This window comes from Kaistia dalseonensis (assembly GCF_030814715.1).
Classification (GTDB): Bacteria; Pseudomonadota; Alphaproteobacteria; order Rhizobiales; family Kaistiaceae; genus Kaistia; species Kaistia dalseonensis.
Map to the genome: position 1 here is coordinate 856,275 of NZ_JAUSVO010000002.1, position 23,742 is coordinate 880,016.

Here is a 23,742-nt window from a genome sequence, read left to right on the forward strand (position 1 = left end):
GCGTGCTCTACGACATTCGTCAGGTGACGCAATATAGCTATGCGAGCCCGGTTCCGTTTGCCCGTCAGGTGCTGCGGCTGCTTCCGGTCGAGCGCGCCGGCCAGCGTGTCATCGCGGCCGACCTTTCCATCACGCCGTCGCCGACCGAGCGTCATGACGGCTTTGATTTCTTCGGCAACAGGATCACCACGGTCGCCTTTGCCTTTCCGCATGAGGAATTGAAGCTGGAAACCCGTGCGCGGGTTCTCGTCGAGAAGGCGACCCGGCCTGATCCGGCGGCGACCCCGCCCTGGGAGCACATTCGCCGCATCGCCGTATCCGAAACCGATCTTGGCCCGCGCTCGCCGGTGCACTTCCTGTTCGCGAGCCGCCTGATCGCGATCGACAATGCGATCGGCGCCTATGTCGCCAAGAGCTTCCCGGCCGGCCGGCCGATCTTCGAGGCGGCGTTCGATCTCACCAAGCGCATCAAGGCCGATTTCAACTACGACCCCGAGGCGACCGATGTGAAGACGCTGCCGGCCGATGCTTTCGCCAAGCGCGCCGGCGTCTGCCAGGATTTCGCTCATGTCATGATCGCCGGCCTCAGGACGCTGGGCCTGCCGGCGGCCTATGTCAGCGGCTTCCTCCGGACCGAGCCGCCGCCGGGGAGGCCGCGGCTCGAAGGCGCGGATGCAACGCATGCGTGGGTGGCGGTCTGGTGCGGGCGCGGCGCGGGCTGGATCGGCCTCGACCCCACCAATGGGGTCGTCGCGGACGAGGATCACGTCGTGTTGGCGCTCGGGCGCGACTATGTCGATGCAGCACCAGCCGACGGCGTCATCGTCACCTCAGGCGACCACACGCTCGATGTCGCCGTCGATGTCATTCCGGTCGAGGGATGAGGCAGTCTTGCCGCATTTTGTCCGTCCAATCGGTAAGCCGGCTGGACAGGCTGGTATTTCGCCCCGGCACACGGTATCAGGACGGCAGCAATTCCTCGCTGCCTCGGCCGACGGAAGGTCGGCACGCGGTCTCGATCCGAGCTGTGGTGCCCGTCCCAAGCGGCCCGGCCCGGAATTCGGGATCCATTCAAGATAGGACTACGTGACCGTCATGTCTTCAACGTTCGACGTCGTTGCCGATGTTATCGCCCAGACCAGTGAAATTCCGCGCGAGAAGATCACGCCCGAATCCCATGCTATCGACGATCTGGGCATTGATAGCCTCGATTTTCTCGACATCGTCTTCGCGCTCGACAAGAAGTTCGGGATCAAGATCCCGCTTGAGCAGTGGACGCAGGAAGTGAACGCCGGCAAGGCCTCGGTCGAAGAGTACTTCCTCCTGAAAAACCTCGCGGCGCATATCGACGAACTCGTCGCCAAGAAGAACGCCTGATCTCGGGCGGTACTCAAGCGCCATGCGCCTCGAATATTTCCAGATGATCGACACCGTCGTATCCTTCGATGCGGCGACGGGTGAGATTCACGCGAAAGCCTTTGTTCCGGAGAAGAGCCCGATCTTTGAAGGGCACTTTCCGGGATATCCGATCCTGCCTGGCGTTCTCCTGATCGAGACGATGGCGCAGGCGTCAGGCTATCTGATCCTCGGCATGAACGGTCTCACGCGGATGCCCTTCTTCGCGGGCGTCAAGAAAGCCAAGTTCCGCAAGTTCATCGAGCCGGGCACGACGCTCGATGTCTATGCCAAGATGGTGCATGAGGGCTCGGGCTATTCAGTCACGGAAGGCCGCATCGAGCAGGACGGCCCCGTCTGCGACGCGGAACTGACGCTGCGGGTGCTCGATTTCCCCGCGCCGGAACTGAAGGCGGAGATCGAGGCGCGTGCTGCCGTGATCGGCCTCGGCCAGAAATAGGACACCGAATGACCAACGCCTCGCAGGATGTCTGGATCACCGGCATCGGCCTCGTTTCCTCGCTCGGCGAGGGGACGGAAGCGCATTGGCAGGCCATGGCGACGGGTGACGTACATCCGGCCAAGGCCGAGATGGAGCGGTTCAAGCCGTTCCCGGTCCTGCCGATGGTGCCCCTCGAGCTCGACCGCCAGATCCCCCGTCGCGCCGACCAGCGCCAGATGGAGACCTGGCAGCGGCTCGGCACCTATGCCGCCGGCCTGGCGCTGGAAGATGCGGGCCTTGCCGGCGATCTCGATCGGCTGGCGCATATGGACATGATTGTCGCCGCAGGCGGCGGCGAGCGTGATCTCGAGGTCGATGGGCAGATCCTCGCCGGGCTCGAAAGCGCACCGGCACCCGAGGCGTTCCTGAACGAACACCTCGCCAATGATCTGCGCCCGACCCTGTTCCTGGCGCAGCTGTCCAACCTTCTGGCCGGCAACATCTCGATCGTGCACAAGGTGACCGGTTCGTCGCGCACCTTCATGGGCGAGGAACTGGCCGGCATCAGCGCCGTGGAAGTCGCCGCGCGCCGGATTCGCGCGGGCCAGGGCAACCTGTTCATCGTCGGCGCCGCCTATAATGCCGAGCGCAAGGATATGCTGCTCAGCCTGGCGCTCGGCCACACGCTCTGGAAGGGCGAGCTCGAGCCCGTCTGGGCGCGCGCTGCCGCCAGTCCCGAGGGCGGCATGATCACGGGTTCCGTCGGGGCCTTTCTGGTCCTCGAATCCCGGGCTCATGCCGAGGCACGTGGTCGCACCGCCTATGCCAAGCTTGGTCCCGTGCTATCGGGCCGCAGCCGCCGCAAGCCGGGTGATGCCGCCGCCGTTGCGCGCGGGCAGATCGAGGCGATCCGTCCTTCGATCGGCAAGGCGCCGGTTGCCGTTCTCTCCGGTGCTAACGGCATGACGGCCGCGACGCTGGAAGAGCGGGCGCTGCTCGAGCAATTGGGCGCCGAGGGCATTATCGGCCCCGTGCGCGCGTCGCAGAGCCTGATCGGCAGCAGCATCGAGGCCGTGTTTCCGGCGCAGATCGCTCTGGCCGGACTGGCGATCGCGAAGAAGGGTTTCTATCTTCCCTTTGATCCGACCGGGTTCGAGCAGGCCGCCACCGAGGCGCCGTCGCAGATCCTGGCGACAAGCTGGGGATTCTGGCGTGGCGAGGGCATGGCGCTCGTCGAAGCCATCGACTGAGAAAGGCTGCCGCGATGAGCGCTACCGCAACTGGCAAGACTCGTGATCATCTCGGACGCCCGGTCGTGGCGGTCACGGGCATGGGCGTCGTGACCTCGCTCGGCCAAGGCGTTCAGGACAACTGGTCGGCGCTGACTTCGGGCCGCTCGGGCATCCATCGGATCACACGCTTCCCGACGGATCATCTGCGCACCACCATTGCCGGCACGGTCGATTTTCTGTTCGACGAGCCGGTTCGTTCGCCGGTCCTGACGGAGCGCCTCGCGCATCTCGCCGCCGAAGAGGCGATCGCACAGTCCAAGCTCGGCACGCCGGGCGATTTTCCGGGCATGCTCTTCATGGCCGTGCCGCCGGTCGAGCTCGAATGGCCGGCCAAGCGCGCGCTCTATGCCGGCACCAATCCGGACTCGGGCGATGCCTATGATCGCATGATCGACGGCGCCTGGGCCCTGAACGATACCGACACCTATGAATTCGCGCTCTATGGCTGCGTCGCCGAGCGCACGGCCGACCAGTTCGGCACGCGCGGCGCGCCGATCTCCCTGTCGACCGCCTGCGCCTCGGGCGCCTCGGCGATCCAGCTCGGCGTCGAGGCCATTCGTCGAGGCGATACGGATGCCGCGCTCTGCATCGGCACGGATGGATCGGTGCAGGTCGAGGCGGTCGTCCGCTTTTCACTGCTTTCGGCGCTCTCCACTTCCAACGAAGATCCGACTGCGGCCTCGCGGCCGTTCTCGAAGAGCCGCGACGGCTTCGTGATTGCCGAAGGGGCCGGCGCGCTGGTGCTGGAAGACTATGATGCCGCCAAGGCACGTGGTGCCGAGATCCTGGCGGTCATTCGCGGCGTGGCCGAGCAGGCCGACGATTTCCACCGCACGCGCTCCAAGCCGGACGGATCGCCGGTCATCGGCGCGATCCGGCAGGCTCTTGCCGATGGCGGTGTCGCGATCGAAGAGGTCGACCACATCAACGCGCACGGCACCGGCACGCCCGAGAACGACAAGATGGAGGCGATGTCGCTCGAAGCCGTGTTCGGCGAGCACATCCGCAATATCCCGATCAGCTCCAACAAGTCGATGATCGGCCATACGCTGACGGCGGCCGGCGCGGTCGAGGCGGTGATCTCGATCAAGACCATCCGCGACGGCGTCATCCCTCCGACGATCAATTACGAGAATCCGGACCCGAGCTTTCCGCTCGATATCGTCGGCAATGTCGCGCGCCGTGCGCCGGTCTCCATGGTGCTCTCCAATTCCTTCGGCTTCGGCGGCCAGAATGCGTGCCTGCTGATTGCGGCCGAGCCGGGCTGAAGCGGCGCATGGGTCTCTGCTCTGGCGTCTTCTGGCGCGAGGCGCTAAGCAGAGCCGCGACTTCTGACTGACGGACCCTGATATTCATGCGCGCTCTGCAACTGCTCTCCGACCGCAAGCTCTCGATCGTCGACGTGCCGATGGCGCATCCGCCGGGAGAGGGCGAGGTCCGCGTCAAGATCGGAGCGGTGGCGCTCAACCATATCGACGTCTGGGGCTGGCGCGGCATGGCCTTCGCCAAGCGCAAGCTGCCGCTGACGATCGGCGCCGAAGCCGCTGGCACGATCGAGTCGATCGGACCGGGCGTCGAGGGGTTGAGCATCGGCCAGCGCGTCGCTCTCTATGGCGCCGAGACGTGCGGCCAGTGCCCCGCCTGCCATGCGGGCCGCGACAATCTCTGCGAGAACGTCGCCGGCGTGCGCGGCTTCCACATTGATGGCTTTGCCTGCGATTATGTGACGATGAAGGCGCGTCTGGTCGTGCCGGCGCCGGAAGGTGTCTCGGTGCGTGACGCGGCCTGCACGCCCGTCACCTATGGCACGGTCGAGCACATGCTGTTCGACAATGCCAAGCTCGAGGCAGGCCAGACGATCCTGGTCCAGGCGGGCGGCAGCGGCATCGGCACGGCGGCGATCCAGCTTTCCAAGGCGGCGGGCGCCACGATCATCACCACGGTCGGCAGCCCTGAAAAGGCCGAGAAGGCGCTCGCGCTCGGCGCGCATCACGTCATCAACTATCGCGAGGAGCGCTTCGAGGGCGTTGTCCGCAAGATTACGAAGAAGCGCGGCGTCGATGTCGTCTTCGAGCATGTCGGCGTCGATACCTGGGCCGGCAGCATGTTCTCGCTGCGCCGTGGTGGTACGCTCGTCACCTGCGGCTCCACGACGGGCATTTCGACCGAGATCAACCTGTTCCAGCTCTATCAGCAGCAATTGCGCCTGATCGGCTCGTTCGGCTGCCGGATCGAGAATATCGCCCATGCGCTCGCCAAGATCGGCGCTGGCGTCGTTTCGCCGGTGATCGACAGCGTGATCGCCCTGGAGGATATCGACCTGGCGCTGGCCAAGATCGAGGGACGACAGGTCTTCGGCAAAGTCATCGTGACGCTCTGATCCGCATGGCGACGGGCATTCCCAGCGGTCGCAAGCGGCCCTTCAAGAATTTCGTCCGCAGCCTATCGCGCAGCCGCGCCACCCAGGTGACGGTGGCCGCGGCCGTACGAGGTCTGATCGGGCTGATCCGCGCGCTCGGGCCCGAGCGGGCAGGGCGTGTCTCGGAAGCCGTCACGGTGTTCGTCGGCCGCTTTGTCCCGGAATCGAAGCTCGCCCTGCGCAACCTCGCCGCCGCCTTTCCAGAGAAGACCGAGGCCGAGCGCGAGGCGATCCTCGAAGGCGTCTGGCGCAATCTCGGCCGCACCGTCGCCGAATATGTTCACCTGGACCAACTCGTCGATATCGATCCCGAACATCTCGATCGATGCCGGACGGAGGTGGTCGGGCTCGAATACTTCCTGTCGCTTCGTGACGATGGCAAGCCGGGCATCGTATTCTCGGCACATCTCGCCAATTGGGAAATCCTGGCTGTCGTCGCGGCCAGGTTCGGCCTGCCCGTCGTGGCGCTCTTTCGTGCCCCGACCAACAATGTCATCGCGCAGGACCTGATCCGCCGCCGCGAGGAACTGATGGGCAAGCTCATCGCCTCGGGACGCGGCGCCACCTTCGAGGTCGCTGCGGCGCTCGATCGCGGCGAGCATCTCGGCATATTGACCGACCAGCATCATGGCTCCGGCCCGCGCGTCCCCTTCTTCGGCCGTATGGTCGCCGCCAATCCTCTCGTTGCGCGCCTCGCGCGGCAATATGATTGCCCGGTCCATGGCGCCCGCACGATCCGCCTGCCCGATGGGCGCTTCCGTGTCGAGCTGACGCCACCGCTTGATATGCCCCGCGACGCGGAGGGCCTGGTCGATGTCACGGCCGGGACGGCCGCCGTCATGGCCGTCGTCGAGGGTTGGGTGCGGGAGCATCCCGAGCAATGGCTCTGGCTGCATAATCGCTGGCGCTGAGCGCCGATCGCACGAACCGCTTTTCCTGCGGCGCGCGCCATGGCAAAATCTGTTCATGCTTTATTCTCAATCGATCACCCCGCCGCGCGACGGCCGGCAATCGGACAGGGCCCTGGCGATCCAGCGCGGCGTCGGCCGGCTTTTTCGCGCGCGTGGCCATGCCGTCATCTCCGAACTGGTGCTGACCACGGGACGGCGCGCCGATATCATTGCTCTGGGGCCGAATGGCGAGATCACCATCGTCGAGATCAAATCCTCGATCGAGGACTTCCGCGCCGACAATAAGTGGTTCGACTATGCGCCGTTCTGCGACCGGCTCTATTTCGCCAGCCATGCCGGCGTGCCGGCCTCGATCTTCCCGGAGACGACCGGGCTGATCATGGCCGATGCCTATGGCGCCGAGATCCTGCGCGAGGCGCCGGTGGCCACGCTCGCCGGCGCACGGCGCAAGGCGATGACGATACGCTTCGCCCAGGCAGCAGCGCACCGGCTGCATGGCCTGTTCGATCCGGAGGCGGGCTTTGCCGATGTGTGAGGATCAGCGCGGCGCGCGCTTGGCCAGGATGCGCTGCAGGGTGCGGCGATGCATGTTGAGGCGCCGGGCCGTTTCCGACACGTTGCGTTCGCAGAGCTCGTAGACGCGCTGGATGTGTTCCCAGCGGACGCGATCGGCCGACATGGGGTTGTCCGGCGGGGTCGCTTTTTCGTCCGGGTCGCGCGTCAGCGCCAGGAAGACTTCGTCCGCGTCGGCGGGCTTGGCCAGATAGTCCACCGCGCCGAGCTTCACCGCCGTGACGGCCGTCGCGATATTGCCGTAGCCGGTCAGCACCACCATGCGCGATTCCGGGCGCCGCTTGCGGATCGCCTCGATCACGTCGAGGCCGTTGCCATCCTCGAGCCGCATGTCGACCACCGCATAGGCCGGCGGCCGCTGCTCGACCTTGCGAATGCCGTCCGCGACGGTGTCGGCGGTATCGACGCTGAACCCCCGCGTCTCCATCGCGCGGGCGAGGCGCTGCAGGAACGCCTTGTCGTCGTCGACGATGATGAGGGATGTGTCGGTACCGGCGAGGCCAGCGGTCTCTATGTCAGTCATAGGATCTCGTCTCCGCCCCCCATGTCTTTCTTGTTCCCGTCAACGCGCGTTATAGGCGGACCCCACGCGCGCGCAAGCCCGATATGATGGAATGATGAATACAAGAGGCCACAAAGCCGCATCGCCCGACCGGGGAAGGCCGGTCAGTGGCCGGCCGCCATGCCGAGAGGAGCGCTTTCCTGGCTGTCGCGGCCGCGTCCCGCCTGGCGGAAGCGGTCCATGGCATCACGCGGCCAGTTGATGCGCACCACAGCGCCATGGGCCGGCAGCTCGCGATTGCTGAGTTCGATCTGCGCGCCGGTACGCTCCAGCAGCGTCTTGGCGATGAAGAAGCCGAGCCCCAATCCGCCGGCCTCGTGATCCTCGACCATTTCGGCGTTGCGCGCCCGCGTCGTGACATAGGGTTCGCCGATATGGTCGATGACGTCCGAGGCAAAGCCCGGCCCGTCATCGGCGATGATCAGCGTGACCGCCTTGTCGGTCCATATCGCCGTGATCTCGACCGTCGTCTCTGCGAAATCGACCGCGTTTTCGACGAGATTGCCGATGCCGTAGAGAATGCCGGGATTGCGGCGCCCGACCGGCTCCGCGTCGGCTCGGCCGGCGACGTTGATCTTGATCTCGATGCCCGCGTCGCGGTGCGGCTCGGTGACCTCGGCCAGAAGATGGCTGATCGGCAGGCGGTCGAGATGCTGGTCGGTCTGCGTCGAGAGCGAAGTGAGCTTGCCGAGAATGTCGCGGCAGCGTTGCGACTGGCTCCTGAGCAGCGCCACGTCTTCGGCGTAGGGGCTGTCCTTCGGCAGTTCGCGTTCGAGTTCCTTGGTGACGAGCACGATCGTGGCGAGCGGGGTGCCGAGTTCATGCGCGGCTGCCGCCGCGAGCCCGTCGAGCGCCGAGAGATGCTGCTCACGCGCCAGGACGAGTTCCGTCGCGGTCAGTGCGTCTGCCAGTTGGCGCGCCTCCTCCGCGACACGGAAGGCATAGACGCCCATGAAGACCACGGCGGAGACCAGTGCGACCCACACGCCGGCCACATAGGTGAGTGGCAGGGCGATCGGCTCGGCCGTGCCCCAGGGCAGCGGCAGGTGCCAGAGGGCCAGACCGCTCACGGCCACGATGACGAGGCCGCCCAGCGCCATGGTCAGCCGGGGCGCCATGGTGGTCGCCGAGACGATGACCGGCACGAGCAGCAGGATCGCGAAGGGGTTCTGCAGGCCGCCCGTCAGATAGAGCAGCAGCGACAATTGCAGCAGGTCGTAGGCGAGCATGAGCGCCGCCGTCCGCGCACGGAGCCTGAGGCTCGACGGATAGCGGATCTTCAGGAACAGGTTGACCCAGGCCGACAGCGCGATGGCGGCGAGACAGATGCCGATCGGCATCGGGAACTGGAGCCAGAACTGGACGAAGACCACCGTCACGGTCTGCCCGGCCACGGCGAGCCAGCGCAGCCAGACGAGCGTATCCAGCTTCAGGCGCCTGGCGTTGAAATTGTCCGTGGGGGGGATCGGACCTGTCATGTCTGGGGCATCCGGGGACGTCTTTGCCTTTATGAACCGGCTTATAGCACGATGGGCATGGGTTCGGCGGCAGCCTGACCATTCGGATCGCCAAACAACTTGCGTCGCAGGTGGAATCGTTCTTACATATTGCAGCGCAAAAGGCCGGCCGCGGTCTTCCTCGCACGATCAGTTTGCGGCCGACCGCATCGTCTTTCGGGGCTGCGGGAGGTCGAATGAGTCCCTTATCCTATTATCAGCTTTATGAACTGAACCACGCTGCCCTGTCGCCCATGCGCGTCGCGGCGGACATCATGAAGCTCATGCTGCAGAACCCCTTCAATCCGTTGGGGCAGACGCCGCTCGGCAAGAATATCTCCGCCGGGCTCGAGCTCTTCGAACGGACCACGCGCCGTTATGGCAAGCCGGCCTTCGGCCTGCCGACGACCCTCGTCGGCGGTGAACGCGTGCCGGTGGTCGAGGAGATCGTCTGGCAGGCACCGTTCTGCAACCTGATTCATTTCGACAGGGTCCTCGAGCGGCCACGGACCGATCCGAAGCTGCTGATCGTGGCGCCCATGTCGGGTCATTATGCGACGCTCCTGCGCGGTACGGTCGACGCCATGCTGCCCAAGCACGACGTCTACATCACCGACTGGATCGATGCCCGCATGGTGCCTTTGACGGAAGGCAGCTTCGATCTCGACGATTATGTCGACTACGTCATCGCGATGCTGCAGGCCCTCGGCGAGAATACGCATGTGATCGCCGTGTGCCAGCCGGCGGTTCCCGTGCTCGCGGCCGCCGCCGTGATGGAAGCCCGCAACGACCCGTTCGCCCCGCGCACCATGACGCTGATGGGGGGGCCGATCGATACGCGCATCAACCCGACAGCGGTCAACAAGCTCGCCGAAGGCAAGACGATCGACTGGTTCGAGCAGAATGTCGTCATGAAGGTGCCATTTCCCCATCCGGGCTTCATGCGCGACGTCTATCCGGGCTTCCTGCAGCTCTCCGGCTTCATGAGCATGAACCTCGACCGCCATGTGACGGCCCACAAGGAGTTCTTCCAGCACCTGGTCGACGGCGACGGTGATTCCCAGACCAAGCACCGGGATTTCTACGACGAGTATCTCGCGGTGATGGATCTCTCGGCTGCGTTCTATCTGCAGACGGTCGACACGGTCTTCATCAAGCATTCTCTGCCCAAGGGCGAGATGCTGCATCGGGGCGAACGCGTCGACCTGACGGCGATTCGCAATGTCGCCCTGCTCACGGTCGAAGGCGAGAACGACGATATTTCGGGCGTCGGCCAGACCGAGGCGGCCCAGCATCTCTGCGTCAACATCCCCGGCGACATGCGCGCCCATTATGTGCAGCCGAAGGTCGGCCATTATGGCGTCTTCAACGGTTCCCGCTTCCGGGCGGAGATCGCGCCGCGCATCAGCGATTTCATCCTGACCCATAATCGTCATCGCGCGGTCGCCCCGGATGCCGTGCCGGTCGAGGCGGTTGCCCCGGCGGCGGAGCCGGTCGCGCCGGAGCCGAAACCGGCGCCGGGCCGGGCCACCCAGGCCGATACGTTGGCTGCACTGGTGCTCGCGCGGCCCGACGGGGTCGCCGATGATCTGAAGCTGATCTCCGGCGTCGGGCCGAAGCTCGAGGCGACGCTGAACGGGCTCGGTATCTTCCATCTCTGGCAGCTCGCCGCGCTTACCGACAAGCAGATCAGCGAGCTCGACGAACGGCTCGCCTTCAAGGGGCGCGTGGCGCGCGACAAGTGGGTCGAGCAGGCCAAGACGCTCGCGCGAGAGACGACATCGTCCTGAGTTCAGCCGGGCGGCGGTCCGATTTCCCGGGCCTGCCGTCCGATTTTGCTTGAATCAGCTTTTCCGCCTTCCCACTTCCCAATCGTTGGGGAGTTTCCAGGAAGGAAGGATCAATGACCCATAGTCAGGCCCTGCGTCCGGCATGGACGCCGCTCACCATCGCGCTGATGGTCCTCGGCTTCGTCGTGTTCTGGCCGCTCGGTCTCGCCATGCTGGCCTATATCATCTGGGGCGACCGGCTCCCGGAATTCCGCCGCAACGCGGAAGGCGTGCGCGATGACTTCAAGCGCTCGTTCCGGGGCTGCGGCTGGGGCGGATCGCGCGATCAGCGCTGGAACGCCTATCAGAGCGGCAATTCGGCGTTCGATGATTACCGCGCGGCCGAGCTCAAGCGCATCGAAGAGGAACGTCGCCGGCTCGATGAAGAGCGCGCGGAGTTCGAGACCTTCGTGCAGAACCTTCGCCGCGCGCGCGACCAGGAGGAGTTCGACCGCTTCAAGGCCGATCGCCGCCGTCAGCGCGATGTGAAGCCGACCGCTCAGTCGGATGACGGTGTCATCGACCTCTGATCGGGATCTGTGCCGATGAATTGGGCCGGGCCACAAAGCCCGGCCTTTTCGTGTTGGTATCAGGGCGGCCCACACGAGGGCGCTTTTTCCCGCCTCGACCTGCCCTGCCGCAGGGTGACGGCGTCGCCGCAGGCGCCTTCGTCCCGGCAGCGGCTGCGCCATCACTCGACACCGCGCGCATTCAGGCCTTGTCGAATGTTCCTTCGATTTGCGCCAATGCGAGGCTCAATCTCGGCGCAATGAAATCCAGGAAGGCTCGGCGCTTCAGGGGCTGGACCGGCTGCGGCGGGTGTATGAGGTTGACCGGCGTCGGACGATCATCCCAGCGGCGCAAGATCGGCACCAGCCGCCCGTCAGCGATCGCCGCAGCCGTCTGATAGGACATCAGGCGCGCGATGCCGAGACCGGCCGCCGCCGCCTCCACCACTGTGTCGGCGGTGTTGACCGAAAAGCGCGGCCTGATTGGCACCGTGCGTTCGCTCGCACCACTGCCGAATGTCCAGTTTCGGTGCGCCTGCGGGACCTCGAAGGCAATGCAGTCATGGTCGCTCAGGGCATCGGGGTCGGCAGGCGTTCCATGCCTGGCGAGATAGTCCGGGCTGGCGCAGGCAATCCAGCGCACATGGCCGACCTGACGGCCGATCAACCGGCTGTCGGGCAGGCTACCGATGCGGATCGCTACATCGACGCGTGCCTCGATGAGATCGACCACCTGATCCGACAGGATCAGCCGCGCGCTCACCAGCGGATAGGCGGCAAGGAAGGCGTGGACGATCGGGGCGACATGCAGCTTGCCGAACATGATCGGTGCCGTCACCACCAGTTCGCCGCGCGGTTCGCGATATTCGCCGCTGGCCGCGCGCTCGGCATCGGCCAGATCGTCGAGCAGGCGCCGCGCTACCGCGGTGAAGGCTTCGCCAGCTTCGGTCAGGGTCAGCCTGCGGCTGGTTCGCACCATCAGCCGCGAGCCGAGATGCGTCTCCAGATCGGAGATGCGGCGGCTGATCGTCGGCAGCGGCACCGCGAGCGAACGGGACGCCGCCGAAAGGCTGCCGCTATCCACAGCCGCCACCAATGTCCGCATGGCTTCGAAACGATCCATCATTCTTCCAAAAAATGGAATATTGGATCTCAAAAGTAGCGTCTGATGTCCTGAAATGAAAGGTCATAGATAGGGGTCACCAGCCAATCCGGCTGGCGAGAAAGGACCTACCCATGAGCCGCCTTCCCACACCCGCCACCGTCGCCGACGCCCCCGAAGCTTCGCGCCCCCTGCTCGAGGCCGTCGGACAGCAGCTTGGCAGCGTCCCCAACATGTTCCGCTCGATCGCGCTCAGCCCGAAGGCGCTCGAGGGCTATCTCGGCCTCTCCGGTGCGCTGGGCAAGGGCTCGTTGCCTGCCGCCACGCGCGAGCGGATCGCGCTCGCCGTCGCCGAAGTGAATGGCTGCAGCTATTGCCTGTCGGCGCACACCTTCATCGGCCGCAACCTGCTCAAGCTGGATGATGCCGAGATTGCCGCCAATCGCAACGGCGCCTCGAACGACCCCAAGGCGGACGCGGCCGTCCGCTTTGCCGTCCGGGTCGCCACCGATCGCGGTCATGTCACCGATGCCGATTTCGCCGCCGTCAAGCTTGCTGGCTACTCCGACGCGCAGTTGATCGAGATCGTCCAGCACGTCGCACTGAACAGCTGGACCAATTTCTTCAACGAGGTCTTCAAGACCGAGATCGACTTCCCGCTCGTGGAAGCCAGCAAGGCCGCCTGACGTCTCGAACAGCCCGGGCCACCTGCGCCGCGCGCGCAGCGCAGGTGCTCGCAAAAGGAGCGACTGCAATGCCTTCCAGCGACATCGCCTTTTCCCCGGCGGTCAAGGCCGTCCAGGCCGTGCGCGGCTCGCGCGAGATCTATGCGCGGATGGAAGCGCGCGACGGCTTCCCGACGGCCGCGACCGACGAACTGGCGGATTTCCTCGCCGAAGTCGATACCGCCTATCTCGCCACGGCCACCGCCGACGGCCAACCCTATGCCCAGCACCGGGGCGGCCGCCGCGGCTTCATCCGCCTGATCGACAGCAAGACGCTCGGTTTTGCCGATTACAGGGGCAACCGCCAATATGTGACCACTGGCAATCTGGCCGAGAACGACCGCGCCTTTCTGTTCCTGATGGACTATGCCCATCGTCGGCGCATCAAGATCTGGGGCCGCGCATGGGTCAGCCAGGATCCGGCCGTTATCGCGGAACTGATGCCGGAAGACTATCGTGCCAAGCCCGAGCAGGCGATCCTGTTCCGGATCGAGGCTTGGGACGCAAACTGCCCGCAGCACATCCCGCAGAAGTTCGACGCCGATGACATCGCCACGGCAGTTGCTCGCCTCGAAGATCGCATCGCGGCACTCGAAGCGGAGAATGCCGCCCTCAGGAGCCGGATTGGAGAACCCCGATGAGTCGCCCGCCGCTGCCACCCTTCACCGATGAAACGGCGGTGCAGAAGGTGCGCCTTGCCGAAGATGCCTGGAACAGCCGCGATCCGGCCCGAGTGGCGCTCGGCTATACGCGCGACAGCCAGTGGCGGAACCGAGCCGAGTTCCTGGCCGGCCGTGCCGAGATCGAGGCGTTCCTGACACGCAAATGGACGCGCGAGCTGGACTATCGCTTGATCAAGGAGGTCTGGGCGCATGCCGGCAATCGTATCGCCGTTCGCTTTGCCTATGAATATTGCGACGATGGTGGCCAATGGCATCGCGCCTATGGCAACGAAAACTGGCAGTTTGATGCCGATGGCCTGATGGAACGCAGGATCGCCAGCATCAACGAGCATCCCATTGCCGAGGCCGACCGCAGATTCCATTGGCCGTTGGGCCGCCGGCCGGATGAACACCCCGGTCTGGGTGCGCTGGGACTGTAGATTCCGCGGGCCAGAATACCCAATTATGAGCTCGGGTCGGGGGCCGTGTGCCCATCGACGGGCCTGTGGCCCTCGATTGCAAGGATTTCTCCAGCAAAGTCTCCCGGCGAGTTTACGTGCACATTCATAATGGTAGGATTCTCGCGGTCTATGGCTCGGCGCATTGGAAGCGATAGACGAAATTTTCATGTCAATTCAGTGCGCTAGGCCACATTCTGACAATCGCATGGGCTTCTTCTCCAGCATCAAGGCAGTGACTCGGCCGAAGGCGGCAAAGCCTGATCATTGCCATGTCGATATTGACGGCGAGATCGTCCGCGTCGCCCTGCTTTGGAACGACCGCGCGCGGCGCTACACGCTGCGGCTGCGCGGTTCCGTCCGCGAGCCGGTCGTCACTATACCTGCGCGCGGGGCGCTGGCCGAGGCCCGCGCCTTTGTCGAGCGCAATCGAGGCTGGCTGAAGGCTCGCCTGGCGGCGCTCCCAGCCGCGACGCCGATCGTCGACGGCGCGGTGATCCAGTTGCGCGGCGAGCCCGTGCGGCTGCTCCATCGGCCCGGTCGCGGCACTGCAGCGCTCGATCGATCGGAAGGCGAGGCGTTCTTGATCGTCAATGGCGAGCCGGCGCATCTGCCGCGGCGCGTCATGGACTTCCTCAAGCGGGAGGCGCGGCAGGATCTGGAGGCCGCCACGCGCCGTCATGCGGCGGCACTCGGCGTCACCGTCAAGGCCATTCGGCTCGGTGATCCGACCAGCCGCTGGGGCTCGTGTTCGTCCTCCGGCACGATCGCCTATTCATGGCGCGTGATCATGGCGCCACCCTTCGTGCTCGATTATCTCGTCGCACATGAGGTGGCGCATCTGCGGGAGATGAACCATTCGCCGCGCTTCTGGCGTCTGGTCGCAGAGCTCTGCCCGGGCATGGAGGCGGCCAAGAGTTGGCTGAACCGACACGGCGCCACACTGCACGCCGTCGGCGCTGCGTGAAACCTCGATCGGCTCTTTCGCGCCGCGCTTGCCCGTCCTAGACTCACGCGCGAAAAGAGTGCCCGGATCAAGGGCCGCTGCCGAGGAAATTGTCCATGCCTGAGAAGTCCGCGCCTTCACTCGCCATTTCGAGTTGGAGCCTGCATCGTGCCCTTGGGCTCACCTTTCCCAATCGCCCCGACAACAACATCGTGCCGGATGCGGAGCCGACCTATGGGTTCGGCGAGATCACCCTTCTGGATCTGCCGGAGACCGTCGCGGCACTCGATGTCGACCGGGTCGAGATCTGTTCGTTCCACATCCCGACGCGTCATGCCGGCTATCTCGCCGAAGTTCGTTCGGCGCTCGCGGCGAGCCATGTGCGGCTGCAGACGCTCCTGATCGAATATGGCGACATCACCAACCCGGAGACGGCCGAGCGCGATCTGGCCTGGATCGAAAGCTGGATCGACGCCGCAGCCCTTCTGGGCGCGGAACAGGCCCGCGTCATTGCCGGCAAGGCGCAGCCCTCGCGCGAGGCGCTGGATCGCAGCGCAGCCGGCCTCCGGCGGCTTGGACGTTATGGCGCGTCGCGCGGCGTTTCGATCGTGACGGAGAACTGGTTCGACCTGCTGGCGACGCCCGAGCATGTCGATTATCTGTTCGACCGGCTCGAAGGCACCGTCGCGCTCAATGGCGATTTCGGCAATTGGTCGGGTGCCACCAAATATGCCGATCTCGAGGCGATCTTCGGACGGGCCGTTTGCTGCCATGCCAAGGCGGATTTCCGCTCCGGCGAACTCGACGCCGCCGATTACAGGCGCTGCCTCGAAGCAGCGGAGGCAGCTGGTTTCGGCGGCCCCTATACGCTGATCTATGACGGTCCGGATGCCGATGAGCGGGCCCATCTCGCGATCGAGCGCGATTTCATCCGCGCCTATTTCTCCGAGGGGCGCCAGGCCGCCTGAGACCGCCCGGGCCGTCTCCGGGCGCGTCCTCAGGGTCTGTTTCGTCAGGATGCGCTCTTGGCTGCCCGTCCGGCCTTAACACTCGCTATGATCGGGTCGGCGCCCGATCTGGGGCTTGGGGTGGCTGCGACGGTTGGCTTCGGCGCTTCGTGCTCGAAATCATAATCGGCGATCAGGTCGATCGCCTTGGCGAAGATCGCCTCCTGATGCCGCGTCCGCTCGGCGTTCTGCCGAATATCGGCCGCCCGGCGCTCGATGGCGGCGCGAATCAGATTGTCGCCCTTCTGGCCGCTCTTGCGGTGGAACCGCTTGGCCATCGCGTCGGCACGCTTGGCCTGGCTTTCGAGCTTGCGAATCGCGGCGCCGATCTCGGCGCGCTGGCGCGCGAGCGTGTCGCCGATCGCGGTGACCAGGTCGACACCCTCGAAGGGCAGGTCGCTTTCCAGAACGGAACTGACCAATTCGTGAATATGCGCCATGGCCCGATCGGCGATGTTCTCGCCCGCCATTTCACCTTCATAACCGGTTTCGTCATAGGCCTTGCGCCGGTCGGCATCCGAGAGGATCGCATAGGCATGGCTGAGCTTGTGGAAGGCCTCCGAGCTTCCGCCCGTATCGGGATGAGCCTTGCGCGCCTTTTGGCGATAGGCCTTGTCGATCGCGGCCGGGGTCGCGTCGTGGCGGACGCCCAATTCCTCGTAAAGGCGACGCTTCGGGTCCAATATGAGGGCGCTCCCTGGCCTTCGGACATGGCGGAACGAATGATGCAAATCCGCCGGCCTGGGAGGCAAATCAGCCACCGGCAACGGATCGGCGGGCAACGAACCACGCCGAACCGTCAATGTCCACCGTCGCGCTACGGGCCGAACGCTCAGCCGCCGAAAAGCCGCCGTAGGAAACCCCCGCCCTGGCGCGGATGGGTCTGGTACGATCCATCCTGACCGACATCGGCTGGCGGAACCGGGCCGCCATTTTGAACCGTATAGGGATCGTTGCCCCAAAGCGGCTCCTGCTGGATCACGCGCTGACCATTGCCGTAATAGCCCTGATCGTTGGGGCCGGGCGTGCCGTCGCTCGCCTCCGGATCGGGCGCGGCGGCATAATTGCCGTCTGAGCCGACGGCCGGCTGCGTGCTGCCGGTCGGCGTGTTGTCCTGCTGCGGATAACCGCTGCCGGATGGATCCTGCCAGCCGGCCGGTGCGGGTTGGCCCTGGCCGATCGTCTGCTGTGGCGCCGCATCAGCCTGGAAGGCGTTCGGATCGCGGAAGGTATAGTCGCCCGGCAGGTTCGCGACCGGCACGCCCTTATGCGCCTCGACCATGAAGCGATGCCAGATCTGCGCCGGCAGGCTGCCGCCCGTCATGCGCTTGGTCGGCTTGAAATCATCATTGCCGAGCCAGACGCCGGCCGTGAGGTTCGCGGTGTAGCCGATGAACCAGGCGTCACGGGAATCGTTGGTCGTGCCCGTCTTGCCGGCCGCTGGCCAGCCATCGATCGCCGCCTTGCGGCCCGTGCCGCGCGAGAGCGTATCCTGCAGCATCGAGTTCATCATGCCGATATAGGTCGGATCGATGACCTGCGTCGGCTTGGTCTCGGGCCGCTGGTAGAGGGTCTTGCCGTCGACCGATTTCACGGCCGAGATCACATGCGGCGGCACCGCATAGCCGTCATTGGCGAAAGGCACATAGGCGTCGGTCAGCTCGAGCAGGCTCACCTCCGACGTGCCGAGCGCGATCGACGGATTGGGCTGCAGCGGCGAGTGAATGCCGAGCCGCTCGGCCGTCTTGACCACGCTGGCAGGCCCCACTTCGTTGGCGAGCTGCACGGCGACGGTGTTGATCGACAGCGCGAGCGCCGTCTGCAGCGTGATCGGGCCCTTATAGGTCTTCTCGTAGTTCTTCGGCTCCCATTTGCCGATCCGGGTCGGCTCGTCGATGCGAACCGTTTCCGGCGTCAGGCCGAATTCGAGTGCCGTCAGATAGACGAAGGGCTTGAAGGCCGAGCCGGGCTGGCGCTTGGCTTCGACCGCGCGGTTGAACTGGCTCTTCTGGTAGTCGCGGCCACCGACGAGGGCGCGCACCGCGCCCGTCCCGTCGATCGCCACCAGCGCGCCCTGGCTGACGCCATAGGTCTTGCCGCTCTTGTCCAGCGTTTCGGTGACGGCGCGGCCGGCGGCATCCTGAAGATGCGCATCGATCGTCGTCTCGACGATGACGTCCTGGTCGAGCGCACCGACGACATCGGGCACGAGGTCGGCGACCCAGTCGGCCACATAGCGCGCGCTGCCGCCATCGCCTTCTTCGCGTGGTGTGATGACGACAGCCGCGGCCTTCTTCTCGTCGGCGGCGGTGATGAAGCCGGCATCGTGCATCGCGCCCAGCACGACATCGGCGCGGTCGTCCGCCGCCTTCTGGTTGCTGGTTGGCGCATAGCGCGACGGCGCCTTGAGCAGGCCCGCGAGGATAGCGGCTTCCTTCAGCGAGATATCGCGCGCCGACTTGCCGAAATAGCGCCGCGAGGCCGCGTCGACGCCATAGGCGCCGGCGCCGAGATAGACGCGGTTCAGATAGGCCTCGAGAATCTGCGCCTTGGTGTATTTCGCCTCGAGCCAGACCGCCATGATCGCTTCCTGCAGCTTGCGATCGAATGTCCGTTCCGGCTTCAGGAATAGATTCTTGGCGAGCTGCTGGGTGAGCGTCGAGCCGCCCTGGACGACGCCGCCGGAGCGCAGATTGGTGACGGCGGCACGCGCAAGTCCGATGGGGTCGATGCCGAAATGGCTGTAGAAGCGCCGATCCTCGATCGCGATCACGGCTTGAGGCAGATAGGCCGGCAATTCGTCGAGCTTGACGAATTCGCCGCCCGTATCGCCGCGATTGGCGATCAACGTGCCGTCATTGGCGAGGATCTTGATGTTGGGCGGCCGCTTCGGCAGCACCGACCAGTCGGCATCGGAAGGCAGCTTGGTGGCGTAATAGCCGACCGCGCCGACCAGCGCCACGATGCCCCAGACGCCGAGGATGATGCCCCATTTCAGGGTTCGGCGGAATGCACGGAACAGGCTGAAGCCGCCGCCATCTCCCCCGCCGCGCCGCCGCCTGGCTTTGCGGCGGGCGGACGATTTGCGCGTGGCGCGGCGTGAACGCGGGCGTGGCTCGTCTTCGTCGACGTCGAAGAATTCGGCGTCCTCGACATCGTCGTCCTCGGCCGCGCGCCGGCTGCGCTTGGGCGCGGCCTTGCTCGCGCCGGCTGTCCGATCATTCGCGTCGAGGCGGATGTCGAACTCGCTGTCGGAGGATTCAGAGGATTCGGCGGACCGATCGAGCACAGGTTCGATCCGTTCTCGGCGCGGGAGCGGTCTCGCCATGCTGCTTTCGGGTTCCTTTTCAGCCTCGCCCATCTGTCGTCGAATGACGGACGAATGCGGCGATTTCAGGGGAAATCCAGATAACCGTTAACCAGTCTAGCAGGCCGATCCTCGCTAATTCGCTAAGATTTCGACGGTTTCCACGATTGCATGCGGTCGCAGCCCTGCCGCGACGTCTTTCATTCGGGCCTGTGCGAGGCCATGTTCGGGCCTCTCGACAAGGGGATTCGGGTTTGGAGCCTGCCCGCACGGTCTCCGTCCTGCTGCCGCTGGCGGTCGACGGACCCTATACCTATCGCCAGCCGGCCGGGCTTGACCTCGCGCCGGGCGATATTGTGCGCGTGCCGCTCGGCCCCCGCGAGATCATCGGCGCCGTCTGGGACGATCCGCCCGATGCCTCGGTCGGTCATAATCGCCTGCGGCCGGTATCGCACCGCTACGATTCCCCGCCGCTCGACGAGACCATCCGCAAGTTCGTCGATTGGGTCGCCCATTACACGCTGACGCCGCGCGGCATGGTCTTGCGCATGGTCTTGCGCGCGCCCGATGCGCTGGAGCCTGAGCGTGAGACGATCGCCGTACGCCGCACCGGCGTGCTTCCCGACCGGGCAACGGCGGCGCGCCAGCGTGTGCTCGATCTGTTGGCGGATGGCGCGCCGTGGCCGAAGAGCGGCCTTGCGGCCGCCGCTGGCGTGTCCTCGAGCGTGGTGACGAGCCTGATCGAGCAGGGCGTGCTCGAAACCTTCTCGCTGCCACCGCCGCCCCTGACTGCCGCACCCGACCCCGATTACGCACGACCGGTCTTCGACGATGGCCAGGACGAGGCTGCGGCCACCTTGCGCGCCAGCGTCGACGAGGGCGCGTTCTCGGTGACGCTGATTGACGGCGTGACAGGTTCGGGCAAGACGGAGGTTTATTTCGAGGCGCTCGCCGAAACGCTGCGCAAGGGCCGGCAGGCGCTGGTGCTGCTGCCGGAGATCGCGCTCACCAACGATTTCCTCGAACGCTTCACCCGCCGCTTCGGCGAGCGTCCGGCCGAATGGCACTCGGAGCTCGCCCCCCGCATGCGCGAGCGCGTCTGGCGCGGCGTCGCCTCGGGCGAGGTCCGTGCGGTGATCGGCGCCCGGTCGGCCCTGTTCCTGCCGTTCCGGGAGCTGGGCCTCGTCGTCGTCGACGAGGAGCACGACACGGCCTACAAGCAGGACGAGGGCGTCATCTACAATGCCCGCGACATGGCCGTCGTCCGTGGCCATATAGGCGGCTTTCCCGTCGTCCTCTCCTCCGCGACGCCCTCGATCGAGAGCCGGGTCAATGCCGATCAGGGCCGTTATCGTCGCATCGTGCTGACGAGCCGCTATGCGGCTGCGAAGCTACCCGATATCCACGCCGTCGATCTGCGCGTCACGCCGCCCGAGAAGGGCCATTTCCTGGCGCCCCCGCTCGTGGCCGCGATGGAGGAGACCATCGCCGCCAAGGGGCAGGTGCTGCTCTTCCTCAATCGGCGCGGTTACGCGCCGCTGACGCTCTGCCGCGCCTGCGGACATCGATTCCAGTGCCCGAACTGCTCGACCTGGCTGGTCGAGCACCGATTCCGCGGCCAGCTCGTCTGCCATCATTGCGGCCATACCGAGCCGCGGCCGGATCGTTGCCCGGTCTGTGACGCGGAGGATAGCCTGGTCGCCTGCGGCCCCGGCGTCGAGCGCATCGCCGAGGAGGTCGAGACCCGCTTCCCCGATGCGCGCCGCATCGTGCTGTCGAGCGACATTCTGGGCGGGGTGAAGCGGATGCGGCTCGAATTCGAGGCGATCCGCAAGGGCGAGGCCGATATCATCATCGGCACGCAACTGGTCGCCAAGGGACACAATTTCCCGCTGCTGGCGCTGGTCGGTGTCGTCGATGCCGATCTCGGTCTCGCCCATGGCGATCCGCGCGCCGCCGAGCGGACCTTCCAACTGCTGGCGCAGGTGACGGGTCGCGCCGGCCGGGCGGGTGGCGAAAGCCGCGCCTTCCTGCAAACCTATGCGCCGGAGCATCCCGTCATCGCGGCTATTGCCTCGGGCGACCGCGAGGCCTTCTACGCCCGTGAGATCGAGGCCCGGCGCGTCTCCGGCCTGCCGCCCTTCGGCCGGCTCGCCGGCATTATCGTTTCGGCCGCCGATCGCGCCACCGCCTTCGGCTATGCGACCGCGCTTCGTCGCGCCGCTCCGGAAACGGGGCCGGTCATGGTGCTCGGCCCATCCGAGGCGCCGCTCGCCGTGCTGCGCGGCCGCCACCGCTTCCGCCTGTTGCTGCAGGCGCCGCGCAATGTCGACATGCAGGCTTTCCTGCGGTCCTGGCTCACCAGTGCGCCGCCACCGCGCGGCAGCATCAAGGTCCAGGTCGACATCGACCCGCAGAGTTTCATGTGAAGCGCCGGGGCTGGCCTCGTCTGTCCCCTCTCCTGCGAAGCGGGGGAGGGTTAGGGAGGGGGCCAGCGGCCGGGTCCGCCCGGATATTAGGCAAGACCCCCTTTCCAGCTCTCCCCCGCTTCGCGGGAGAGAGGGCAGGCCGTGCTTGTCATAGATGCTTGCCGTTCGCCCCCAAGCGGGTTAGCCCATATTTCCCCGCCCGCCTGGCTCACGCCGGGCTGTTCCAGCCTCCTTCTTGAGAAGTGTGATTCCCGCCATGGCGCTCCACAAGGTCATCTACGATACGGATATTGGCGTCGACGACGCCATGGCGCTTCTGATGCTGGAATTCGCGCCCGAGGTCGACCTGGTCGGCATCACCACCGTCTTCGGCAATATCCCCGTCGAGACCGCGACGCGCAACGCGCTCTACGTCAAGGACCTGTTCAACATCGCCGCGCCGGTCGCCGCCGGTGCCGGCACGCCGCTGGTGCTGGAATCGAAGCCCGCGCCGGTTCATGTCCACGGCGAAAATGGCCTTGGCGATATCCCGCTGCCGGACGTGATCCACGCGACGCCGCATGAACTGCCGGCCCACCGCTTCATCATCGACATGGTGCGGAAGCATCCGAACGAGATCACCATCGTCGCTGTCGGCCGCATGACCAATCTGGCGCTGGCGCTGCGCGAGGACCCCGGCATTGCTGCGCTGGTCAAGGAAGTCGTCATCATGGGCGGCGCCTTCGGCTATCACGGCCATTCCGGCAATGTGACGCCCGTGGCCGAGGCCAACATCATCGGCGATCCGCATGCGGCGGATGAAATGTTCGCGGCTGCATGGCCGGTCGTCGTTCTCGGCCTCGACGTGACGCAGGAATGCGTGATGACGACGGCCTACATGGCCGAGATCCGCGACAAGGGCGGCAAGGGCGGGCAGTTCCTCTGGGATGTGACGCGCTTCTACGAGGATTTCTACCGCAAGGCGGCTGGCATTGACGGCGTCTTTGGCCACGATTCCTCGGCCGTCGCCTATGTCCTCGATCCCACGCTCTACGCGGTTCGCAGCGGCCCGATCCGCGTCGTCACCGAGGGCATCGCCATCGGCCAGACCATCCAGATGCCGAATACGCGCCGCTTCCCAGCCGCCGCCAGCGCCTGGGCCGGCCGGCCGGAGCACACGGTCTGCATTGAAGTCGATGCCCAGCGCTTCCTCGATCTCTATTTCAACGTGATCGTCGACGGCGCCAAGACGCGGGGAGAATAGCTCGCCGGTCGAACAGGCTCAGCCCGCCCTCTCTCCCGCGAAGCGGGGGAGAGCTGGAGAGTGGGCTGAGTGCCGTGGCATAGGAATGCAACCCCAAGGCCTGAGCGTGCGGCCCCCTCCCTACCTCCCCCGCAAGCGGGCGAGGAGAAGTAAGCCGGAGGGCGAAGCGCACGGCCCGCCCTCTCTCCCGCGCACCGGGGAGAGCAGGCTGAGTGCCGTGGCATGGGAATGCAACCCCAAGGCCTGAGCGTGCGAACCCCCTCCCGACCTCCCCCGCAAGCGGGAGAGGAGAAGGAAGCAGGAGGACGAAGCGCACGGCCCGCCCTCTCTCCCGCGCACCGGGAGAGCAGGCTGAGTGCCGTGGCATGGGAATGCAACCCCAAGGCCTGAGCGTGCGAACCCCCTCCCGACCTCCCCCGCAAGCGGGAGAGGAGA

The 23,742-nt window shown here is 65.8% G+C and carries 22 protein-coding genes; 17 read left to right on the forward strand and 5 right to left on the reverse strand.

The genetic code is table 11. The annotated features are described in order from the left end of the window. The first annotated feature begins 2 nt into the window (after positions 1 to 2). From QO014_RS10235 to QO014_RS10270, 8 genes are all read left to right on the forward strand, one after another. Positions 3 to 884, forward strand: coding sequence for a transglutaminase family protein (locus QO014_RS10235; RefSeq protein WP_266348572.1), 882 nt, complete (start codon positions 3 to 5; stop codon positions 882 to 884). Between the two features lie 211 nt (positions 885 to 1,095). Beyond that, on the forward strand, positions 1,096 to 1,377 hold the full coding sequence (locus tag QO014_RS10240) for an acyl carrier protein (protein WP_266348573.1): 282 nt from the start codon (positions 1,096 to 1,098) through the stop codon (positions 1,375 to 1,377). Positions 1,378 to 1,399: 22 nt separating this feature from the next. Continuing rightward, positions 1,400 to 1,855: a 3-hydroxyacyl-ACP dehydratase FabZ family protein gene (locus QO014_RS10245; RefSeq protein WP_266348574.1), complete on the forward strand. Its 456-nt coding sequence runs from the start codon at positions 1,400 to 1,402 to the stop codon at positions 1,853 to 1,855. A gap of 8 nt (positions 1,856 to 1,863) precedes the next feature. Then, on the forward strand, positions 1,864 to 3,087 hold the full coding sequence (locus QO014_RS10250; protein ID WP_266348575.1) for a beta-ketoacyl-ACP synthase: 1,224 nt from the start codon (positions 1,864 to 1,866) through the stop codon (positions 3,085 to 3,087). Between the two features lie 14 nt (positions 3,088 to 3,101). Then, a complete protein-coding gene (locus QO014_RS10255) occupies positions 3,102 to 4,397 on the forward strand; it encodes a beta-ketoacyl-ACP synthase (protein WP_266348576.1) in 1,296 nt (431 codons plus the stop codon). An 86-nt stretch (positions 4,398 to 4,483) separates the two neighbouring features. Beyond that, complete coding sequence (locus QO014_RS10260; RefSeq protein WP_266348577.1) at positions 4,484 to 5,509, forward strand: zinc-binding dehydrogenase; 1,026 nt, start codon at positions 4,484 to 4,486, stop codon at positions 5,507 to 5,509. Positions 5,510 to 5,514: 5 nt separating this feature from the next. Then, positions 5,515 to 6,459, forward strand: a complete 945-nt coding sequence (locus QO014_RS10265; RefSeq protein WP_266348578.1) for a lipid A biosynthesis lauroyl acyltransferase — start codon at positions 5,515 to 5,517, stop codon at positions 6,457 to 6,459. Positions 6,460 to 6,514: 55 nt separating this feature from the next. Then, complete coding sequence (locus QO014_RS10270; protein WP_266348579.1) at positions 6,515 to 6,994, forward strand: MmcB family DNA repair protein; 480 nt, start codon at positions 6,515 to 6,517, stop codon at positions 6,992 to 6,994. Positions 6,995 to 6,997: 3 nt separating this feature from the next. On the opposite strand, the gene QO014_RS10275 is transcribed toward QO014_RS10270, so the two are convergent. Next, entirely contained in the window at positions 6,998 to 7,555 is a 558-nt protein-coding gene (locus QO014_RS10275; RefSeq protein ID WP_266348580.1) for an ActR/PrrA/RegA family redox response regulator transcription factor, read from the reverse strand. 143 nt (positions 7,556 to 7,698) lie between these two features. Next, entirely contained in the window at positions 7,699 to 9,072 is a 1,374-nt protein-coding gene (locus QO014_RS10280; protein WP_266348581.1) for an ActS/PrrB/RegB family redox-sensitive histidine kinase, read from the reverse strand. A gap of 215 nt (positions 9,073 to 9,287) precedes the next feature. Here QO014_RS10280 and phaZ point away from each other — a divergent pair, with 215 nt between their 5' ends. Together phaZ and QO014_RS10290 are read left to right on the forward strand one after the other, a co-directional pair. Continuing rightward, a complete protein-coding gene (gene phaZ / locus QO014_RS10285) occupies positions 9,288 to 10,880 on the forward strand; it encodes a polyhydroxyalkanoate depolymerase (RefSeq protein WP_266348582.1) in 1,593 nt (530 codons plus the stop codon). Positions 10,881 to 10,993: 113 nt separating this feature from the next. Beyond that, the gene (locus tag QO014_RS10290) at positions 10,994 to 11,449 is read left to right on the forward strand and encodes a DUF2852 domain-containing protein (RefSeq protein ID WP_266348583.1); all 456 of its coding nucleotides are present in this window, start codon (positions 10,994 to 10,996) and stop codon (positions 11,447 to 11,449) included. Between the two features lie 181 nt (positions 11,450 to 11,630). Here QO014_RS10290 and QO014_RS10295 read toward each other — a convergent pair whose 3' ends face one another. Further along, the gene (locus tag QO014_RS10295; RefSeq protein ID WP_370877115.1) at positions 11,631 to 12,554 is read right to left on the reverse strand and encodes a LysR family transcriptional regulator; all 924 of its coding nucleotides are present in this window, start codon (positions 12,552 to 12,554) and stop codon (positions 11,631 to 11,633) included. Between the two features lie 110 nt (positions 12,555 to 12,664). On the opposite strand from QO014_RS10295, the gene QO014_RS10300 reads away from it, so the two are divergent. The 5 genes from QO014_RS10300 to QO014_RS10320 all read left to right on the forward strand — a co-directional run bounded on the left by QO014_RS10300 (position 12,665) and on the right by QO014_RS10320 (position 16,289). After that, entirely contained in the window at positions 12,665 to 13,216 is a 552-nt protein-coding gene (locus QO014_RS10300; protein ID WP_266348584.1) for a carboxymuconolactone decarboxylase family protein, read from the forward strand. 68 nt (positions 13,217 to 13,284) lie between these two features. Further along, positions 13,285 to 13,896, forward strand: coding sequence for a pyridoxamine 5'-phosphate oxidase family protein (locus QO014_RS10305; protein ID WP_266348585.1), 612 nt, complete (start codon positions 13,285 to 13,287; stop codon positions 13,894 to 13,896). Continuing rightward, positions 13,893 to 14,357 carry a nuclear transport factor 2 family protein gene (locus tag QO014_RS10310; RefSeq protein ID WP_266348586.1) on the forward strand — a complete coding sequence of 155 codons (465 nt, stop codon included), beginning with the start codon at positions 13,893 to 13,895 and terminating at the stop codon, positions 14,355 to 14,357. Before QO014_RS10305 ends, QO014_RS10310 begins: the two co-directional genes overlap by 4 nt. Before the next feature lie 253 nt (positions 14,358 to 14,610). After that, positions 14,611 to 15,342: a M48 family metallopeptidase gene (locus QO014_RS10315; RefSeq protein ID WP_266348587.1), complete on the forward strand. Its 732-nt coding sequence runs from the start codon at positions 14,611 to 14,613 to the stop codon at positions 15,340 to 15,342. Positions 15,343 to 15,437: 95 nt separating this feature from the next. Further along, positions 15,438 to 16,289 carry a sugar phosphate isomerase/epimerase family protein gene (locus QO014_RS10320; protein WP_266348588.1) on the forward strand — a complete coding sequence of 284 codons (852 nt, stop codon included), beginning with the start codon at positions 15,438 to 15,440 and terminating at the stop codon, positions 16,287 to 16,289. Between the two features lie 44 nt (positions 16,290 to 16,333). Here the strand turns inward: QO014_RS10320 and QO014_RS10325 are convergent, their stop codons facing one another. Continuing rightward, on the reverse strand, positions 16,334 to 17,011 hold the full coding sequence (locus QO014_RS10325) for a DnaJ domain-containing protein (protein ID WP_266348589.1): 678 nt from the start codon (positions 17,009 to 17,011) through the stop codon (positions 16,334 to 16,336). Between the two features lie 149 nt (positions 17,012 to 17,160). Further along, a complete protein-coding gene (locus QO014_RS10330) occupies positions 17,161 to 19,656 on the reverse strand; it encodes a transglycosylase domain-containing protein (protein WP_266348590.1) in 2,496 nt (831 codons plus the stop codon). 233 nt (positions 19,657 to 19,889) lie between these two features. Here QO014_RS10330 and QO014_RS10335 point away from each other — a divergent pair, with 233 nt between their 5' ends. Both QO014_RS10335 and QO014_RS10340 read left to right on the forward strand, forming a co-directional pair. After that, positions 19,890 to 22,064, forward strand: a complete 2,175-nt coding sequence (locus QO014_RS10335; RefSeq protein ID WP_266348591.1) for a primosomal protein N' — start codon at positions 19,890 to 19,892, stop codon at positions 22,062 to 22,064. A 256-nt stretch (positions 22,065 to 22,320) separates the two neighbouring features. After that, positions 22,321 to 23,307, forward strand: a complete 987-nt coding sequence (locus tag QO014_RS10340) for a nucleoside hydrolase (protein WP_266348592.1) — start codon at positions 22,321 to 22,323, stop codon at positions 23,305 to 23,307. The last annotated feature ends 435 nt before the right edge of the window (positions 23,308 to 23,742 follow it).

Excerpts from the sequence above, each read along its gene's own strand:
- QO014_RS10240 (WP_266348573.1), top strand. The coding sequence starts at position 1,096 with ATGTCTTCAACGTTCGACGTCGTTGCCGATGTTATCGCCCAGACCAGT.
- QO014_RS10245 (WP_266348574.1), top strand. The coding sequence starts at position 1,400 with ATGCGCCTCGAATATTTCCAGATGATCGACACCGTCGTATCCTTCGAT.
- QO014_RS10250 (WP_266348575.1), top strand. The coding sequence starts at position 1,864 with ATGACCAACGCCTCGCAGGATGTCTGGATCACCGGCATCGGCCTCGTT.
- QO014_RS10255 (WP_266348576.1), top strand. The coding sequence starts at position 3,102 with ATGAGCGCTACCGCAACTGGCAAGACTCGTGATCATCTCGGACGCCCG.
- QO014_RS10260 (WP_266348577.1), top strand. The coding sequence starts at position 4,484 with ATGCGCGCTCTGCAACTGCTCTCCGACCGCAAGCTCTCGATCGTCGAC.
- QO014_RS10265 (WP_266348578.1), top strand. The coding sequence starts at position 5,515 with ATGGCGACGGGCATTCCCAGCGGTCGCAAGCGGCCCTTCAAGAATTTC.
- QO014_RS10270 (WP_266348579.1), top strand. The coding sequence starts at position 6,515 with ATGCTTTATTCTCAATCGATCACCCCGCCGCGCGACGGCCGGCAATCG.
- QO014_RS10275 (WP_266348580.1), bottom strand. The coding sequence starts at position 7,555 with ATGACTGACATAGAGACCGCTGGCCTCGCCGGTACCGACACATCCCTC.
- QO014_RS10280 (WP_266348581.1), bottom strand. The coding sequence starts at position 9,072 with ATGACAGGTCCGATCCCCCCCACGGACAATTTCAACGCCAGGCGCCTG.
- phaZ (WP_266348582.1), top strand. The coding sequence starts at position 9,288 with ATGAGTCCCTTATCCTATTATCAGCTTTATGAACTGAACCACGCTGCC.
- QO014_RS10290 (WP_266348583.1), top strand. The coding sequence starts at position 10,994 with ATGACCCATAGTCAGGCCCTGCGTCCGGCATGGACGCCGCTCACCATC.
- QO014_RS10295 (WP_370877115.1), bottom strand. The coding sequence starts at position 12,554 with ATGATGGATCGTTTCGAAGCCATGCGGACATTGGTGGCGGCTGTGGAT.
- QO014_RS10300 (WP_266348584.1), top strand. The coding sequence starts at position 12,665 with ATGAGCCGCCTTCCCACACCCGCCACCGTCGCCGACGCCCCCGAAGCT.
- QO014_RS10305 (WP_266348585.1), top strand. The coding sequence starts at position 13,285 with ATGCCTTCCAGCGACATCGCCTTTTCCCCGGCGGTCAAGGCCGTCCAG.
- QO014_RS10310 (WP_266348586.1), top strand. The coding sequence starts at position 13,893 with ATGAGTCGCCCGCCGCTGCCACCCTTCACCGATGAAACGGCGGTGCAG.
- QO014_RS10320 (WP_266348588.1), top strand. The coding sequence starts at position 15,438 with ATGCCTGAGAAGTCCGCGCCTTCACTCGCCATTTCGAGTTGGAGCCTG.
- QO014_RS10330 (WP_266348590.1), bottom strand. The coding sequence starts at position 19,656 with ATGGCGAGACCGCTCCCGCGCCGAGAACGGATCGAACCTGTGCTCGAT.
- QO014_RS10340 (WP_266348592.1), top strand. The coding sequence starts at position 22,321 with ATGGCGCTCCACAAGGTCATCTACGATACGGATATTGGCGTCGACGAC.